We start from the raw sequence: 15,802 nt of genomic DNA, 5'->3' as shown, positions 1-15,802 counted from the left end.
GCTTACACGTTCCGCGAGAAGAAACCTTCACTTAATATCAGATTCACTCAAGCTCTTCCACTTGTAGGGTTGTGATTCTTATGTCGAACTCACGTTAATTAAGGTACTTTAATAAAAGCCTGAAAAGCAGCGCCTTGGGTGGAGCGGTCAATCCTCCAACTCGCTCTCTGTCGCGGAATACCTTGCGGCACTGGGTAACAGATCATCGCGTCCTGTCCCGTCATCCGACGGGCATCCCAAGGCTTGATTAAGAATATCATAATCGCGAACACGCTTGATAGGGCGATGCGCCTTGAGCCGGGAGAGATGCGCCCCGGAGTGCTCTCCGTTACTGAATACCTTGCGACACTGAGCAACAGGTCATAGCTTCTCGTTCAACAATGCCCTAACACATGATGAACAGTCCCAATTAAATGGAACCACATTACCCCGCCCTCCGGCGGTTCGCTCAAGGCTTGACTCAAGAATACCATTATCTGCGCTATTAACAATAGCGACTACCGCAGCTAGTGGTTAAATTAAAAATTCTGGTTGCGCGATTTGGGCGTTAGGGAGGGACGATCTTTACTGCTTTTTCAATTTAAAAGAACCACATCGCCGCAGTAGGTCTTGCGTTGGCCTATATTTTTGGTTATGTGGACTGACGATCCGCCACTTCTTACAATAACCCTGTCTATCCAGGAGAAAGCAGTCAGAACACTTCACCCGATCATCTGCCCTTTGCTCATTCGTTACAGCGTAACCAGATTCAAACTCACTTCTAGTATGTTTCAAGCAATATTCAAGTACAAGGGAATCATTCCGGCATTTATTCAAAACTAGGTGATGATCTTCTTCTGGTTCGCCAATTTTGATTAACCAATGTCGGATTTTTTCAATGTCACTTTCTTGGGGCGAACTGGATGAATTTGATTTGCAGGGTATGGCAGGTGAATCGGGAGAATTGGGCGGAAACGCAATATTTAAGCCATTCTCTCCCAGGAGTATCGCTGGGCGAATGGGGCTATTTTCGCCCGTTTCAGTGGGAGAATAGCTTAATATGCCTGCTAACATGTCATCCACTCCTGGCACTAAATCGCCCTCCATACGTTGCGAGATACCTGCATGCTTCCATTCGGGAGTGCTTCAATAACGCGCTCGATGCGTCTTTGTTCTTGAAGAATTGAAAGGGCAACATCGCGCTTATGTTTTGACCTCAGATGTTTAGGTGTTACTAGTTTGAGCATTGAAGTTTCGTTGGCTTGTCTGTCAGCCTGCTTTAGCATCCAGGTATAAAGTTCATTCGCCCAGGCTTGATGTTCTATGTCTTCACGCTTGCCAAATATTCCAAGCCAAGTATCGAGACTGAATTTAAATAGTTTGATTACGTTTTTTATGTCTGCATCCAGCACTTCAAAAGCAAGATCAGGTTTTCCTTTTGAGTAATTTCTAAATGCAGCTAACACGCCAGCAATCCTGCAAACCTGTTCAGCTCCGCGGACACAAAAAGGCTTTAGACCGTGATATTTATCTTTTGGATCTCTTGACTGCTCCATAGCTTTCCAAAAATTGATCAAGAGAGTTTGCGCCTTATCTGACAACTCTATGATTTGCCTTTTGTCGCTTTGATAAACCAATAGGGTGTTGCATGTTTTCCAAAATGACTGAACGGCCAAATTGTTTTCAGGGGCGAATTTTTTATAATCTTTACGTGGCTTCAGCGGTTCCGGCCAAGCAATCAAAAAACGAGGCCAAGTTCCTATTGTCGAAAACAACTCATCGTTAAGCGATTCACGCGCCACACTCGGTTGAATCAACCAGTGACAGCAAAACCGCTTGTCGTAAAGTTGCGTTCGCCCTTCGCCCTGGCGAACTATTGAAATGGGTGAGCCATCCCAAAGATCGTTAAGGCCTGCCAAGGTATTTCGTTTTTGCTCAGTACTCATGCCCCAGCCTGACAGCATGCTTGCTGCTTCAGCTGTGAATGATCCTTGACTGGACAGCCTATCCTTAAAGCTACGAACAATGCCCTGTATAGTTCCGCTTTTCATTACCCTATACGGAGCAATTGGCTGTGGCTCGCTTTCTTTCTCTTTTTTCGATAAGCCGCACCATATAGACATTTCATTCTGATAGTATTCGTGGCTCTGCTGGTCAGCATCAGAAATTTTTCTGAGTGCTACATTATCAGCGGTAGATTTGCCATCTCCTGAATCTGTTAGAGTGAGCAAATAAAGCGATAAGGGTTTGTTCCCTGCCAAGGTTTCTACGTCATAAAAGCGTTGCGTTAAAAGCGAGGCAACCGATAGTAGCGCCTGCCCAGCTGTTTCGGCTGGCAACTGCATCTCATCGCGCATGTAGAGGCAAACTTCAGCTAATGTGCCCAAAGCATCAATAGGGTAAGGGGGCGGTTTGTATATCTCAAGGGGCGAATTTCGCTCGATTCGCCCAATCTTTCGCGTATCGTATTTCAAGGATTGGTGAGGATTTTCGCCTGATTCGCCCTTTTCGCCCGAAGTTGATTTATTCTTGATTTCGTCTATCAATTTTTCGATAGGAGGTAATGCGAGTGCGTTCTCATCATAGAAGTGTGATACTTCTTCCTCAAGGCTTGGCTTATCTAGCATGAGACCTCCTGACATAAGAAATAGCTTCACTAATACGAATCACGGCTTCGGCCAGATATTTCAAATCAGCTTCAGGCAGTTTATCACCCTCATTGAGGCGGTGAGCTGCAATCAATACGATTGCGGCATCAAACGCTAGCGCTTCGAGTATTTGCCACTCTTGGAAGAATGCACGTGATTGTGGATCATACTTATCTTTGCTGGTATCGGGGAAAAGATCACTGACTGATAAACCCATAGCGCTTGTTATTTCGTGAACGTTACAGCCCGCAAAGCATTTCAAGAGTATTTGACCTTCACGGCCAATATTTGCCGCAAGACTGCGGGATTTTCTGTCATTATGCCCGGGGCAAAAAGCGAGTAATCCGCCGTTCTGCCGACGGATCACGCCCTTCAGGTAGGGCTCGATTTTTGATAGAATACCAGCAGTTGCATAACTGCGAAGTAATTGTTAAAGGAGCGTTCATGGTCTGGCGCTCCTTTTCTATTCATCAATACCGTTTACGCGCTTAACTTCTTTCGTGGGCCAGGCCAGACGCCCATTCTGACGAATCGGTCGAATTAAACCGTTTTCTTTCATCGCCCATATACGCAACGTTTGGGGCTTTCTGTTGCAGTAGAAAGCCGCTTCATCAGTCGTTAGATTAGGGCGGGTGATTGTTTCTAATGGCGGGAATGTTTTTCTTTTATTTTGGTGAGATTGATTTTGTGACTTTTGCATTGATGAATACCTCTTTTTGTTGAGAAGTATTCATTAAATCTTTGTTTTATATGATAAGTAATATATGAACTAGGCGAAATATATATGAGCTAGCTGATATATTAATTTTTCTTGTTTTTTGATTTCCACAGGAAAATATTTCCGTTTTTATCCAGATTTTTTAGGCGTTTTGTAATGCTCTGGTCGTCTACGATTAAAGGATACTTTTCTCGCATATCTCTTAGAAATTCTGCTTTGTAACCACGTTTGCTGAATCTGTCTTTAACCCTTATAGCTTCTATCTCTATTAAGTTTAAAATTTCTTGCTTAGGATCAAGTTCTATACCTCTTAGCGCTGCATTTCTAGCCGTTTCTGTTCTAGCATTTTTTCTCTCATGTTCAATCAACGGCTCAAAATAATTTGAATAATCATATTTGAACATTGCTCGCTTATGTTTTAGCAAGTAAATGAAAGTATCAATAAGTTTATTAACATCCGGGGTCATAGCCGGGTCATTTGCTGCTGACTCTAAAGCATCTAACAAAACTTTTTCTGCTTTTTCATTATGACAATTGGCTCGCGATCCTTCATGAAACCATTTGGAAAGGAGATAACCGTAAATCCTGTAAGCATCGTAAAGTTTGTAAAGTTCAGGGGGTACCGGTGGTTTTGTTGCGAACTTATTTAGAACTTGTATAGCTTCAGGTAAAACCTTGTCTTTGTGCTCATTAAACCACTCGATGAACTTTTCTTCTATATCGTATTCTTGAGGCTCACTCTCTTTTGAATATTCTTCAAATCCTTTTTTGAGCTTCTTGCGATCATCTATCAGTTTTGTAAATTTTGTAAAATTGACTGTCATTAACGAACCTCAAAGTGTTTTTCAAAGAGATAGCGCTCCCGACTGGTGAAGGTGTCCCGCATTTCGTCTGGCCTAACTAGAAGCGGCTTAACTTGTTCACGCTGGCAATCTCTCCAGCGGTCTAATATCGGGTCTGGGTTGTTGTTTTGCCTGCCACAAGTCCCACTGTATCTGCATTCCTAACCAAACATCGGGGCTAGTACCAAGCCAGGCGGACAGACGTAGCGCCATTGCTAGCCGTTACACCAGCTTTACCGTTCAGCAATCTGGAAAGTGTGACGCAGGAAACCTGCAATTCTTTTGCTGCTTGCGTTACCGTCATTTCTTCCGGTAGCCATTCCCGCAATACTTCGCCTGGGTGTGCTGGGTTGTGCATTCTGCTCATGGTTGATTTCTCTATTGATGTACCGACAATCTCAGGTCTGCGGTGCGCTTTATATCTACACGCTTCACTTTTGGTAGACCGGCTTTGCGCGCATTCCATAAGTCATAAGCTGCTTGTTGTGCTATCCATAAATCAGCACTTCCGCCATTTTCTACCCCTAACCAACATTCCAGCCTCAAGGCCATTTCAGGAGAGATAGCAGCGCGACCATTTAGCACACGCGATAAAGTAGCCCGACTCACGTTGAGTTGTTCAGCTGCTTCAGTTACAGATAACCCCAAAGCGGGCAATACATCCTCTCGCAAGGTTTCGCCTGGGTGTGGCGGGTTGTGTATTTTGCTCATATTTAATTTTTCCTAATGGTAATCTTGATAATTAACTAGCACAGCGTCTTCATCTTCAAAGGTAAAGGTGATTCGCCAATTGCCATTTACTGTTACAGAGTAATGACCAACGAGGTCACCGCTTAAAGAATGTAGCCTCCAGCCAGGAATATTCATATCACTTGCATTCTTGGCAAGATCAAGCCTTATCAATTGTCGCCTTAACCGCGCTGCATGATGCGGTTGAATGCCAGATAGGTCGCCAGTGGTGAAGAAAGCTTCAAGTCCTTTATGGCGAAATGTTTTTATCATGCTGAATTGTATACCGTAGCGCTACAGGTTACAAATATTACTTGATAGCTCGTAAACCTGGATTAGCTTTACCATCAAACTCAATTTCCGCTTGTTCCAATATCCAGCTTTCAATTTTGATGTGCCACATTCTCAATAGATCAAGCGGGCGTCGTATGTAGTTTTGTTCGCGTACTCCCTGCGGTTTGTGCCCTTGAATTTGGGCTGCAATACCTGCGGGCATTTCTACCCACTCGCTTAAAGTGGCGAACGATCGCCGCAACCCATGAAGGGAGACATCCACGCAAGCAATAGCACATGCTTTTCTGTGTGCTATTGCCGGTTCAGTCAATCGCCCACTGGCTGCGGTAGGGCTGCTAAATATCCATTGATTACGACGCGGTAAACTACTCAATAGATGAGAAACATAGGGCGTCAATGGTATGACTCGCTGACCGTCTACCTTGTCTCGAATAGTCAAATTTTTCCATTGAAAATCGCAGTCTTCCCAACATAGCTGAGCTAGCTCTTCACGACGCGCACCAGTTAATAGAAGGGCTTGCAGATATGCGCTTATGACAGGGTTCTGGATTTGCCTGACTGTCTGAAACCATGCGGGCAATTGTTCACGCTGAAGCACATCATTTTTTGCCTTTGCTTTGCCTAAACTTTCCCTGGCGGTTTTGCTTTGCGCTGCATTGTCTGTAACGACCTCTTTATAGGTTGAATGCCTGCCACACCAAAAAAGAAAAGCTTTCAGCAATCGCAGGGCAAGGCGGGCGCGTGTGGGTCTTTTTGTGGCTTCCGCTCGCGCCCAGTCCTCTATTCTTTCGTTTGTCAGATCAGCTAGACGGGCAGGGGATAGAAACGCAAGCGCACCAGGAACAGTTAGTTCATTGCTTCGGCTGCGTGCTTCCCCACCAGCATGTATTATCTTCACATGATCACGATAATGAAGATCAGACCATAAATGCTTGCGGTCTTCAATATATTCTGCCCATACTTCACCTAAGGTAATTCTCTCAAGTCGTTCTCTTTGTCTTCGCGCTTCATCAGCAGATTTTTTTTCTTTTTCAAGTTGACGCGGGTCTATCCCTTGGTCAGTCAATACTTTAAGCCTCGATGCTTCTTTCCGCGCATCAGCAAGCGGCCAGGATAAAACATCGCCAATAGTGAGACGTAAGGTCTTCCCGTGTAGCTTGGTTTCAAAGATGTACGTTTTTTTTCCGTTGCTTGTTACACGTAGGCCTAACCCCGGCGATCCTGCGTCCCAATGTAGGCTTTGTGACTTCCCTGGCGTGCATTGAAAATCTGAAACGGTGCGTCCGGTAAAGTTTTCACGCTTCATATCGTGTAGGAAACTTGTAGGAATATTGTAGGAAATTTGTAGGAAAATTTGGTCAATTTTGATATATTCTAATCAACACGGATGATAACATGATTTTGGTTAATGTGTTGATATGTATTGAAATTACTAGTTTTTTTAAACAGTAATCAACGGCTAAGAATAGGTATTTTTGAGGACTGAAAATCCTTGTGTCGGTGGTTCGATTCCGCCCTTGGCCACCAATAAAATCAGGTAGTTAGCCATTATTCTTCTTTTTGAGTATTTTTGTAGATTCCATATAGGGAAGTTTTATCAATGCCCATATTAATGGGAGCTGCATAGTAACTTCTTTCAATCCGCGTTTGATCCTGGATAATTCTAGCTCAAGTTCACTTAGTGGTCTTTGCTGTTTACTCGCCTTGTCTGCTCTCTAATTTCATGTCTATATTTTATGAAATTTTGGGTTCCACAAAATTCAATATGCTCCACAAAAAATCTCACACAAAGCGGAAGAATCATATATATCCATTCTATTCCGACGTAATATATTTCAATATTGCCATTCTAAGGAAATATGCGTAGAATCTCCGCAACCCTACCAAGTTTATGGGTTTTTTATGGGTTCTTAAGAACAAAGAGTAAACTTTCAAAAGGAGAAGAGGACATGGAAGAAAATAGAAGATCAGATGAAGCTGGTTTGTTCAAAGTGGTTGCGGCTGCTACTATTGGTATCCTAATAATGGGAGCAATCGTATTCTTTACGGGAGCGGGTGGTAAATACTAATTAGTCTCGTTTAGGAGAATATTCTATTTTCCTAATCACCTCTTGGCATGTTTGTTGATTAGCATAAAGGTCAAGAGAGGTTTAAGTGAATGTGTTATATTGGCTAGAAGTCGGTAGTATGATACGACTTCTAGCTACATTAATCTGCTAATCGGTCGATAGTTTTTTCTAATCTTCTGTATGGATTAACATAGACTGTAAAATGTTGTGGCAAGCAATTGCGAAACTTGTACGTATCTCTATGTTTATATGAAATTCTTTCTTGCTGAGCTTTTTAAGTCGTTAAATCTTACTTCCCCTGATACGCTTTTCTGCCGAGCGAGCTATACGGATGTGCCGCTAAGATATTCATAGCCGTTCGAAAGATGCATCATAAAAAACAAGATATACATTCATCAGCTTTATGAAGACAACCGTGCCGTGTGCTGGTAAAAGATCGGGGCTTAGTCCTATCCTTATCAATGCTGATTATTTTGCATAATAATCAATTTAGAGCCTTAATGATCCGGGTTTATTCATAGTAAAATGCTGAAATATCAATATTTGTTGCTTTAGTATCAGGGTTGCAGTTGCGCAGGTCACCCGGATTATCAACTCTTGCTAGGTTGCGTGCTTTCTCAGCTAGCTGACATTTTCATCATCTGGCCTAGAAGATACGGGATACATTATATATCTTGCGAGATTGCTATGCGCAAATCGGTGTTCAATCATACTTTGATCTGCTTTGAGTGACAGATTGCTATCAACATTAAATGTTGGGTATCAATGACAAAAGGATAAGGTATGTCAGATTAGCAGTAACTTATTGGAATTATTATCATAAAATAAAATTCTGTTTTGTTAGCAATTGATTATTGTTATAATAAACACGTTGTTGGTGGGCTTATTCAGCCCATTTTTTATTTGTGGCTAAGCTATGACGTTATATGAATTACTGGATCCGATTTTGGCGGGAATGGATTATGAATTAGTCGATGTGGAGCAATCGGCACCTGGCAAATTATTAAGAGTATTTGTAGATAAAAAAGATAGTGGTATTTCTATTGACGATTGTGTTGCTATTAGTAACCATCTCAGTAGATTATTAGCGGTAGAAGGGATAGATTACAGCCGACTCGAGATATCTTCTCCGGGTCTAGATAGGCCTTTGAAAAAAGAAAGTGATTTTATCCGCTTTGCAGGGAAATTAATAAAAATTAAATTACGTATAGCATTGCAAGGTCAAAAAAATTTTATTGGAATCATACGAGAAGTTAATGATGGCGTATTAAGGCTAGAAGTTGAGGGGAGATTGCTCCATATTGAATTAGACAATTTAGAAAAAGCTCGGTTAGTTCCGGAACTATAACTATAGATGCATAAAAAATTAGCTGGAGGAATATGAGCCGCGAGATTTTGCTATTAGTAGATGCCTTGGCGCATGAAAAAAATGTTGATAAAGCAATCGTTTTTACTGCCTTAGAAATGGCGCTTGCGTCCGCTACAAAGAAACATTTTCATGAAGATATTGATGTGCAAGTTGTAATTGAGCGGGAGACTGGAAACTATCGATGTTTTCGTAGCAGACAAGTGGTTGCTGATGGCGCTGTGGAGAACCCTGCTCGGCAAATCTCTTTGAGTGAGGCATTACAGTATGATGCTGATGTTAAATTGGGTGACCATATCGAAGAGTCTTTAAAGGCAATAGAATTTGATCGTATTGGTGCTCAAGCAGCTAAGCAAGTAATTTTTCAGAGAATTCGTGATGCAGAACGAGAACAGAGTCTGAATGATTTTCTTGAACGTAAAGAATATTTGGTTGCAGGTACTATAAAACGTATGGAACGCGGTAATGCTATTGTGGAGTCAGGTAGGATTGAGGCAGTTCTACCTCGTGATCAAATGGTCCCAAAAGAAAATCTAAGGGTTGGAGACCGCGTTCGCGCGTATCTGCTTAGAGTTGATCGTTTAACAAAAGGGCCTCAATTAATATTATCACGCACTTCTCCTGAATTCTTGATTAAATTATTTCAATTAGAAGTGCCTGAAATTGAAGAAGGGTTGCTAGAAATTAAAGCAGCGGCAAGAGATCCTGGCTCGCGCGCTAAAATAGCCGTTAAATCAACTGATCCACGCATTGATCCAATCGGAACTTGCGTGGGTATGCGAGGTTCTAGAGTGCAGGCGGTTATAGGCGAGTTGGCGGGGGAGCGAATTGATATCATATTGTGGTCGGAAGATCCTGCTACTTTTGTAGTTAATGCTCTTGCGCCTGCTGAGATCAGCAGCATTATGGTCGATGAGGATAAGCATAGTATGGATATCATTGTCGATGAAGAAAATCTCGCGCAAGCAATCGGCCGTGGTGGGCAAAATGTACGCCTTGCATCAGAATTAACTGGCTGGAGTCTCAATATCATGACAGTAGAGGAATCACAGAAAAAGAATGAAGAAGAAACCTCTAGGATATGTAAGCTCTTCGTGGAAAAACTTGATGTGGATGAAGAAATAGCGAATATTCTGGTGGAGGAAGGTTTTTCTACACTAGAAGAAATTGCTTATATACCACTTAATGAAATGCTTGAAATAGAAGTACTTGATGAAGAAACAATTAATGAATTACGTAATCGGGCGCGTAATGCTCTTTTAAATGATGCGATTGTTACCGAAGAAAAAGTTGAACACATATCAGAAGGGCTGCTTTCACTGGAAGGTATGGATATGCAACTAGTTCGTGAGTTAGCTGCCAAAGGTATTAATACACAAGAGGATCTCGCTGATCTAGCCGCAGATGATTTAGTCGAAATGACGGGTATTGATATTGAGCGTGCTAACAAGCTTATTATAAAAGCGCGAGAACCATGGTTTAATTAAAATATAGTTACGTCGATTGTCTTGCTTTGAGCTTGAAAATTTAACTATCAACACCAATAACATAAAATTAAGAACCAAAATAAAGTAGGTTTCTGTTTTTTTGAAATGAATTTAGGGTGAAAAAAGTTGCTGATGACTCAAATGACTGTAGAAAAATTTGCCAATGAGCTGGATATGTTACCAGAAGCGTTACTCGACCAGCTTCTGGCTGCAGGCGTCAAGAAGCAGTCGATAGGGGATATTTTGACAGAAAAAGATAAAACACAATTGCTTGATTATCTTCGTAAGGCACATGGATCGATTGACTCCAAGAAGAAGATCACGTTGACTCGTAGGCAAACTACTGAAATACGACAATCGGATGGAACTGGTAAAGCTCGGACCATTGAGGTTAAAGTCCGAAAAAAACGTGTATTCACTAAACCCTCTGAGCAAAATATTGAAAGAGAGGTAGTGCTTGAAGCAGCAGCTACTTCAGCCCCTGTCATTCCATCAGCACAGACCCGAAAACCAGTAATTGATGCGGCACAGCAAGCTTTACGTGAGCAGGAAGCATTAAAACAAGCTGAGTTAATTGCCCGTCAAGCAGCCGAGCTTAGAGAGAAGCAGGAAAAAAGAAAAAGTATAATCTCTGAAGTTAAAAAAGAACCAAAAAAAGAAGAATTAATTCCAAAAAAAGAAGAATTAGTTCAAAAAAAGGAAGAACCAACTCCTGCATCTATCCCAGAAGAGATACCAGCTCAAATACCAGTATCTCAGTCAACGCAGGAATCAGCTGAGGGCACGACGCTGCACAAACCCGCTGTTAAACTTGAAGATAAAACTGAAAAGAAGAAAAAACCAGTTAAACAGGAAGATTTATGGAAGGACGAGGCCAGCAAAAGACGTGAAGCTAAAATACGCGGTGATTTGTCTGGAAATCAAGGTTGGCGCGTTCGCAAGGATAAGCAGCATGGTAAATCAAATTTAACTGAGACACCAATACAGCATGGTTTTTCTGCACCTACCGAACCAGTAGTGCATGAAGTCCTGGTACCTGAGACTATCTCAGTTGCTGCGCTCGCACAAAAAATGTCAGTAAAAGCGGCTGAAGTTATTAAAGTACTGATGAAAATGGGTACTATGGTGACAATCAATCAGATGCTGGATCAAGATACAGCTATGATCGTAGTTGAAGAAATGGGTCATATTGCAAAATATGCGGCACCTGATAGTCCTGAATCTTTCCTTGAAGAAATTAAGGCACCCGTGTCCGAGCTAGAGATGGAGCCTCGTGCGCCGGTAGTGACTGTTATGGGGCATGTTGATCACGGAAAAACATCACTTTTGGATTATATTCGTAGAACACGTGTAGCAGGTGGCGAAGCCGGAGGAATTACACAGCATATCGGAGCCTATCATGTTGAAACCTCGCATGGGATGATTACTTTTCTTGATACACCAGGTCATGAAGCATTCACTGCAATGCGTGCACGGGGTGCCAAAATTACTGATCTTGTTGTTCTGGTTGTAGCAGCTGATGATGGCGTAATGCCTCAAACTATCGAAGCTATTCATCATGCCAAGGCAGCAAATATTCCTATTGTGGTAGCTGTTAATAAAATGGATAAACCTGAGGCAAATTTTGAGCGTATTAAGCAAGAACTCTCAAATCATGGGGTTGTATCAGAAGATTGGGGGGGAGATACTATATTTGCACCTGTTTCAGCTAAAAGTGGCCAAGGTATTGATGAGCTTCTTGAAAGCATTTTATTACAAGCAGAAGTTTTAGAACTTAAAGCAGTTAGAAATGCACCTGCGAAAGGAGTGATCATTGAATCACGCTTGGATAAAGGGCGTGGTCCAGTTGCAACCATATTAGTACAGTCTGGTACTTTAAAACGTGGTGATGTTTTATTGACTGGTGCTGTATTTGGAAGAGTAAGGGCGATGTTGGATGAAAAGGGTAATTCAATTGAAGAGGCAGGAACATCTATACCAGTAGAAATTCAGGGATTATCTGATGTGCCAGCAGCAGGTGAAACAGTGATAGCTCTGGATGATGAACGTAAAGCACGCGAAATTGCATTGTTTCGTCAGGGTAAATTCCGTGATGTGAAGCTTGATAAACGGCAAATTGCGAAGATGGAGGATGTTTTTGGTCAGAAAGAAGGCGTCAAAGTACTCAATCTTATTATTAAAGCAGATGTCCAGGGTTCCTGTGAAGCGTTGTCATATGCTTTACAGAAGCTTACTACTGATGAAGTGAAAATCAATATTATTCATAGTGGTGTAGGTGCAATCATTGAGTCTGATATTAATTTAGCTCTTGCGTCTAAAGCTGTAGTGATTGGTTTTAATACGCGTGCTGATGCTAGTGCACGCAAGTTAATCACTTCAACAGGTATTGATATTCGCTATTACAACGTGATTTACGATGCAGTTGATGAGATTAAGAAGGCGCTTTCTGGCATGATGATGCCAGAACGTAAGGAAAATGCTCTTGGCTTGGTTGATATTCGTGAGATATATCGTATTTCAAAGGTAGGCACTGTAGCTGGCTGCTATGTTTTGGATGGTGTGGTGAGACGTGATTCTCTTGTGCGAGTCCTGCGTGATGGTGTGGTAATTCATAATGGTAGTCTTGATTCTTTAAAGCGCTTCAAAGAAGATGTGAAAGAGGTGAAATCTGGATTTGAATGTGGGCTTTCACTTAAGAACTTTAATGATATTGAGGTTGGTGACCAGCTTGAGATATACGAAATTATTGAAACAGCACGTGTTTTATAACACTAACAATAAATGTAATGCCTAAAGATTATTCTCGAACGCAACGTGTTGCTGATCAAATACAGCGTGAATTAGCTGAATTAATTGAAACTGAAGTTAGGGATCCGCGAGTAGGAAGGATTACTATTACTGAAGTAGAAGTAACACGTGATTATGCTCATGCCAAGATTTTTTATACAACTCTCAGTAATGAAGAAGATAATACGGCTATTGACGAGGGTTTAAAACATGCAAGTGGATTTTTGCGTAGTCAATTATCAAGCAGAATGAGACTGAGAGTAACCCCCCAACTTCATTTTATATATGATGAGTCAATTGAGCGTGGAGTATATCTTTCACGATTAATAGATAAAGCAATGGGCAAAACCTGATAAATATTTCTTTCCTTGGAAACGATAATCTCCTTTCAATTTACTTTTTAATTAAACCAAATTCCATAAGATAAGGTTGCAGTTGCTGCTATAACTTATTTATCTCACTCAAATTTTCTTTCAAAGTTTAGGGGAATTTAACCTATCAAACGTAATATTAGTGGTGTTTTATTACTTAACAAACCTTCTGGTTTAACATCTAATCAATCGCTGCAAACTGTCAAGCGTTTTTTCAGTGCTACAAAAGCGGGTCATACTGGCACACTTGATCCCATGGCTTCTGGTTTATTGCCCATCTGTTTTGGTGAAGCCACGAAATTTTCAGCCATGTTACTGAATGCAGATAAAACCTATCATGCTACGCTGAAGCTTGGTTATCTTAGTTCTACGGGTGATGCCGAAGGGGAGATAATTGCAGTAGCACGCACGAAGTCAAATAATGAAAAATTAAGTTTGTCGCAAATACAAGAAATTTTCCAAACTTTTAGAGGGCGGATCAAACAAACTCCTCCTATGTACAGCGCACTGAAATTTAATGGGAAACCCTTATATAAATATGCGCGGAAAGGTGAGGAAGTAGAAAGAAAAACTCGTGAGATTGTCATCTATGATTTAGATTTAGACTCATGGATCGAGAACGAAATGTCTATCATGGTGCGCTGTGGAACAGGAACCTATATCCGCACATTGGCTGAAGATATAGGTAAAGCGCTGGGTTTTGGTGGAGCATATCTTACAAGTTTATGCCGCAACCAGGTTGGTAATTTTAGCTTGCATCAAGCTTATAAGCTTGATCAATTCCAGGGCGCTCTATCTCCTGAACATGATGCATATTTATATCCTATAGATAGCCTCCTTCAGAATTTTCCTTTCATTACGCTCGATGACCCAGAATCCTTATTTTTATTACAAGGGCAATTTATAAATAGTAAAAATAAAATTGATTTGCCAACTGGAACCCGGGTTAGGCTGTACGATAGCAAGGGATTATTTCTCGGGATGGGAGAAATAACAGAAACTGGAGCGATAGCGCCTAAAAGACTCATATCTCATAAGATATAGAAAATCATATTATTGAATAATATGATTTTTTAAACGTATAGCGTAATAAATATTATCGATAGAAATAAAATTAATGGTGTTTCAATCATTTTTCCGGATACTTTTTTCTATAACACAAAGTGTCAAAGATATTTCAGTACGTTATAATGTCTAGATTTAATTAATTGCTAACTATGTTGCAAGGCAACAATCTAGAATGTGTGCGCGGTGATCGCGTATTATTCAGTGGAATCAATTTTTCTATAGAACCTGGCGAATTAATGCAGGTGCGTGGGCCTAATGGTAGTGGTAAGACGAGCTTATTGAGAATGTTATGCGGCTTGACTGTTCCAAGTTCGGGAGAGATTAGTTGGAATGGATCCAGTATTCGGTCCCTAGGTGAAGATTATTTTAGTGTTATCACATACTTAGGTCATCTGAGTGGTGTAAAAGATGATTTGACTGCCATTGAGAATTTGCGTATTACAAGTGCTCTTGCTGGGGTAGCAATTGATGAAAAGATAGCCTACGAAATCTTGCAGAAAATGGGCTTAGAAGAGCGTGAAACATTATTAGCTAAAGTGTTATCGCAAGGCCAGAAGCGGCGAGTTGCATTGGCGCGTTTGCTACTAGTGGATACTAAGCTATGGATATTAGATGAACCTTTAACTGCATTGGATGTGTCTGCAATTGAATTGATTAAAAATATAATAGAGCAATATTTGGCTCAAGGTGGTATGGTGATACTGACAACGCATCAGGAAATCGATATTAGAGCTACAGTAACGCATCAGTTATACCTTTCTTGATATGTTGATCTGGGTAATTCGACGTGATTTATTATTGGCCATGCGTCGGCAGGCTGATGTTTTAACGACATTATTTTTCTTTATCATCGTAGTAAGTCTATTTCCACTAGGGGTGGGGCCAGAAATGAATACACTTCGAATCATGGCTCCTGGAATTGTATGGGTTGCGGCATTACTAGCGTCAATGCTTTCGCTTGGACGTATGTTCTCTAATGATTATCTAGATGGAACGCTGGAGCAGATATTGCTTTCACCAACATCCTTGTCTTTATTAGTACTAGGAAAAATGTTTTCACACTGGTTAATTACGGGAGTTCCCCTGGTATTGATGGCTCCAGTATTAGGAATTCAATATGATTTACCTTTTAGTGCACTAGCAGTATTAACGCTATCATTATTATTGGGTACGCCTATCTTGAGTTTAATTGGTGCCATAGGCGCTGCGCTTACTTTAGGACTAAGAGGGGGCGGAGTATTAGTATCATTGCTAGTACTGCCATTATATATTCCTGTGCTTATTTTTGGAGCAGGTGCAGTCGAAGCTAGTGTTGCTGGTCTAGGATTCGATGCGCATTTCTCATTACTTGGTGCTTTCTTGCTCGTATCATTAGTTTTTGCACCCTGGGCAACAGCAGCTTCTCTCAGGATCTCAATGGAATAAAGCTCTACTAAAACCTGAA

At 41.2% G+C, this 15,802-nt stretch carries 16 protein-coding genes and 1 tRNA gene; 9 read left to right on the top strand and 8 right to left on the bottom strand.

From position 1 onward, the window contains the following. The first annotated feature begins 877 nt into the window (after window positions 1-877). A complete protein-coding gene (locus BLV54_RS16085; protein ID WP_176969721.1) occupies window positions 878-1,033 on the top strand; it encodes a hypothetical protein in 156 nt (51 codons plus the stop codon). Between the two features lie 37 nt (window positions 1,034-1,070). Here BLV54_RS16085 and BLV54_RS08750 read toward each other — a convergent pair whose 3' ends face one another. The 8 genes from BLV54_RS08750 to BLV54_RS08715 all read right to left on the bottom strand — a co-directional run bounded on the left by BLV54_RS08750 (window position 1,071) and on the right by BLV54_RS08715 (window position 6,516). Then, window positions 1,071-2,606 carry a DUF3987 domain-containing protein gene (locus BLV54_RS08750; RefSeq protein ID WP_176969720.1) on the bottom strand — a complete coding sequence of 512 codons (1,536 nt, stop codon included), beginning with the start codon at window positions 2,604-2,606 and terminating at the stop codon, window positions 1,071-1,073. Next, window positions 2,596-2,994, bottom strand: coding sequence for a hypothetical protein (locus BLV54_RS08745; protein WP_090570719.1), 399 nt, complete (start codon window positions 2,992-2,994; stop codon window positions 2,596-2,598). The genes BLV54_RS08750 and BLV54_RS08745 overlap by 11 nt, the downstream gene beginning before the upstream one ends. A 96-nt stretch (window positions 2,995-3,090) precedes the next feature. After that, window positions 3,091-3,327 (bottom strand): MerR family transcriptional regulator, encoded by a 237-nt coding sequence (locus BLV54_RS08740; protein ID WP_090570716.1) that lies wholly within the window; start codon window positions 3,325-3,327, stop codon window positions 3,091-3,093. 101 nt (window positions 3,328-3,428) lie between these two features. After that, window positions 3,429-4,169, bottom strand: a complete 741-nt coding sequence (locus tag BLV54_RS08735; protein WP_090570712.1) for a hypothetical protein — start codon at window positions 4,167-4,169, stop codon at window positions 3,429-3,431. A 196-nt stretch (window positions 4,170-4,365) separates the two neighbouring features. After that, the gene (locus BLV54_RS08730) at window positions 4,366-4,554 is read right to left on the bottom strand and encodes a helix-turn-helix transcriptional regulator (RefSeq protein ID WP_256329301.1); all 189 of its coding nucleotides are present in this window, start codon (window positions 4,552-4,554) and stop codon (window positions 4,366-4,368) included. A gap of 11 nt (window positions 4,555-4,565) precedes the next feature. Beyond that, window positions 4,566-4,898, bottom strand: coding sequence for a HigA family addiction module antitoxin (locus BLV54_RS08725; protein WP_090570709.1), 333 nt, complete (start codon window positions 4,896-4,898; stop codon window positions 4,566-4,568). Window positions 4,899-4,910: 12 nt separating this feature from the next. Beyond that, on the bottom strand, window positions 4,911-5,189 hold the full coding sequence (locus BLV54_RS08720; protein ID WP_090570706.1) for a type II toxin-antitoxin system RelE/ParE family toxin: 279 nt from the start codon (window positions 5,187-5,189) through the stop codon (window positions 4,911-4,913). A gap of 37 nt (window positions 5,190-5,226) precedes the next feature. Further along, window positions 5,227-6,516 carry a tyrosine-type recombinase/integrase gene (locus BLV54_RS08715; RefSeq protein WP_090570702.1) on the bottom strand — a complete coding sequence of 430 codons (1,290 nt, stop codon included), beginning with the start codon at window positions 6,514-6,516 and terminating at the stop codon, window positions 5,227-5,229. Between the two features lie 151 nt (window positions 6,517-6,667). Here BLV54_RS08715 and BLV54_RS08710 point away from each other — a divergent pair. From BLV54_RS08710 to ccmB, 8 genes are all read left to right on the top strand, one after another. Beyond that, window positions 6,668-6,737, top strand: a tRNA-OTHER gene (locus BLV54_RS08710). 1,458 nt (window positions 6,738-8,195) lie between these two features. After that, window positions 8,196-8,627, top strand: coding sequence for a ribosome maturation factor RimP (gene rimP / locus BLV54_RS08700; RefSeq protein WP_090570696.1), 432 nt, complete (start codon window positions 8,196-8,198; stop codon window positions 8,625-8,627). Between the two features lie 32 nt (window positions 8,628-8,659). Then, entirely contained in the window at window positions 8,660-10,132 is a 1,473-nt protein-coding gene (gene nusA / locus BLV54_RS08695) for a transcription termination factor NusA (protein WP_090570693.1), read from the top strand. 132 nt (window positions 10,133-10,264) lie between these two features. Next, on the top strand, window positions 10,265-12,901 hold the full coding sequence (infB, locus tag BLV54_RS08690; protein ID WP_090570690.1) for a translation initiation factor IF-2: 2,637 nt from the start codon (window positions 10,265-10,267) through the stop codon (window positions 12,899-12,901). A 17-nt stretch (window positions 12,902-12,918) separates the two neighbouring features. Next, a complete protein-coding gene (gene rbfA / locus BLV54_RS08685) occupies window positions 12,919-13,272 on the top strand; it encodes a 30S ribosome-binding factor RbfA (protein WP_090570686.1) in 354 nt (117 codons plus the stop codon). A gap of 144 nt (window positions 13,273-13,416) precedes the next feature. Further along, window positions 13,417-14,334 (top strand): tRNA pseudouridine(55) synthase TruB, encoded by a 918-nt coding sequence (gene truB / locus BLV54_RS08680; RefSeq protein ID WP_090570683.1) that lies wholly within the window; start codon window positions 13,417-13,419, stop codon window positions 14,332-14,334. A gap of 173 nt (window positions 14,335-14,507) precedes the next feature. Further along, a complete protein-coding gene (gene ccmA, locus BLV54_RS08675) occupies window positions 14,508-15,122 on the top strand; it encodes a cytochrome c biogenesis heme-transporting ATPase CcmA (protein ID WP_090570680.1) in 615 nt (204 codons plus the stop codon). Window position 15,123: 1 nt separating this feature from the next. Beyond that, entirely contained in the window at window positions 15,124-15,783 is a 660-nt protein-coding gene (ccmB, locus tag BLV54_RS08670) for a heme exporter protein CcmB (RefSeq protein WP_090570678.1), read from the top strand. Window positions 15,784-15,802 lie beyond the last annotated feature (19 nt).

This window comes from Nitrosomonas sp. Nm33 (assembly GCF_900107265.1).
Classification (GTDB): Bacteria; Pseudomonadota; Gammaproteobacteria; order Burkholderiales; family Nitrosomonadaceae; genus Nitrosomonas.
Note: the sequence above shows the minus strand (reverse complement) of the source record. Positions and strands in the feature narration are given on the sequence as shown.

Coding starts and splice junctions, on each gene's coding strand:
- ccmA (WP_090570680.1), top strand. CDS start 14,508: ATGTTGCAAGGCAACAATCTAGAATGTGTGCGCGGTGATCGCGTATTA.
- BLV54_RS08725 (WP_090570709.1), bottom strand. CDS start 4,898: ATGAGCAAAATACACAACCCGCCACACCCAGGCGAAACCTTGCGAGAG.
- nusA (WP_090570693.1), top strand. CDS start 8,660: ATGAGCCGCGAGATTTTGCTATTAGTAGATGCCTTGGCGCATGAAAAA.
- BLV54_RS08750 (WP_176969720.1), bottom strand. CDS start 2,606: ATGCTAGATAAGCCAAGCCTTGAGGAAGAAGTATCACACTTCTATGAT.
- BLV54_RS08735 (WP_090570712.1), bottom strand. CDS start 4,169: ATGACAGTCAATTTTACAAAATTTACAAAACTGATAGATGATCGCAAG.
- infB (WP_090570690.1), top strand. CDS start 10,265: ATGACTCAAATGACTGTAGAAAAATTTGCCAATGAGCTGGATATGTTA.
- BLV54_RS16085 (WP_176969721.1), top strand. CDS start 878: ATGTCACTTTCTTGGGGCGAACTGGATGAATTTGATTTGCAGGGTATG.
- BLV54_RS08715 (WP_090570702.1), bottom strand. CDS start 6,516: ATGAAGCGTGAAAACTTTACCGGACGCACCGTTTCAGATTTTCAATGC.
- ccmB (WP_090570678.1), top strand. CDS start 15,124: ATGTTGATCTGGGTAATTCGACGTGATTTATTATTGGCCATGCGTCGG.
- BLV54_RS08720 (WP_090570706.1), bottom strand. CDS start 5,189: ATGATAAAAACATTTCGCCATAAAGGACTTGAAGCTTTCTTCACCACT.
- rimP (WP_090570696.1), top strand. CDS start 8,196: ATGACGTTATATGAATTACTGGATCCGATTTTGGCGGGAATGGATTAT.
- BLV54_RS08740 (WP_090570716.1), bottom strand. CDS start 3,327: ATGCAAAAGTCACAAAATCAATCTCACCAAAATAAAAGAAAAACATTC.
- BLV54_RS08730 (WP_256329301.1), bottom strand. CDS start 4,554: ATGAGCAGAATGCACAACCCAGCACACCCAGGCGAAGTATTGCGGGAA.
- rbfA (WP_090570686.1), top strand. CDS start 12,919: ATGCCTAAAGATTATTCTCGAACGCAACGTGTTGCTGATCAAATACAG.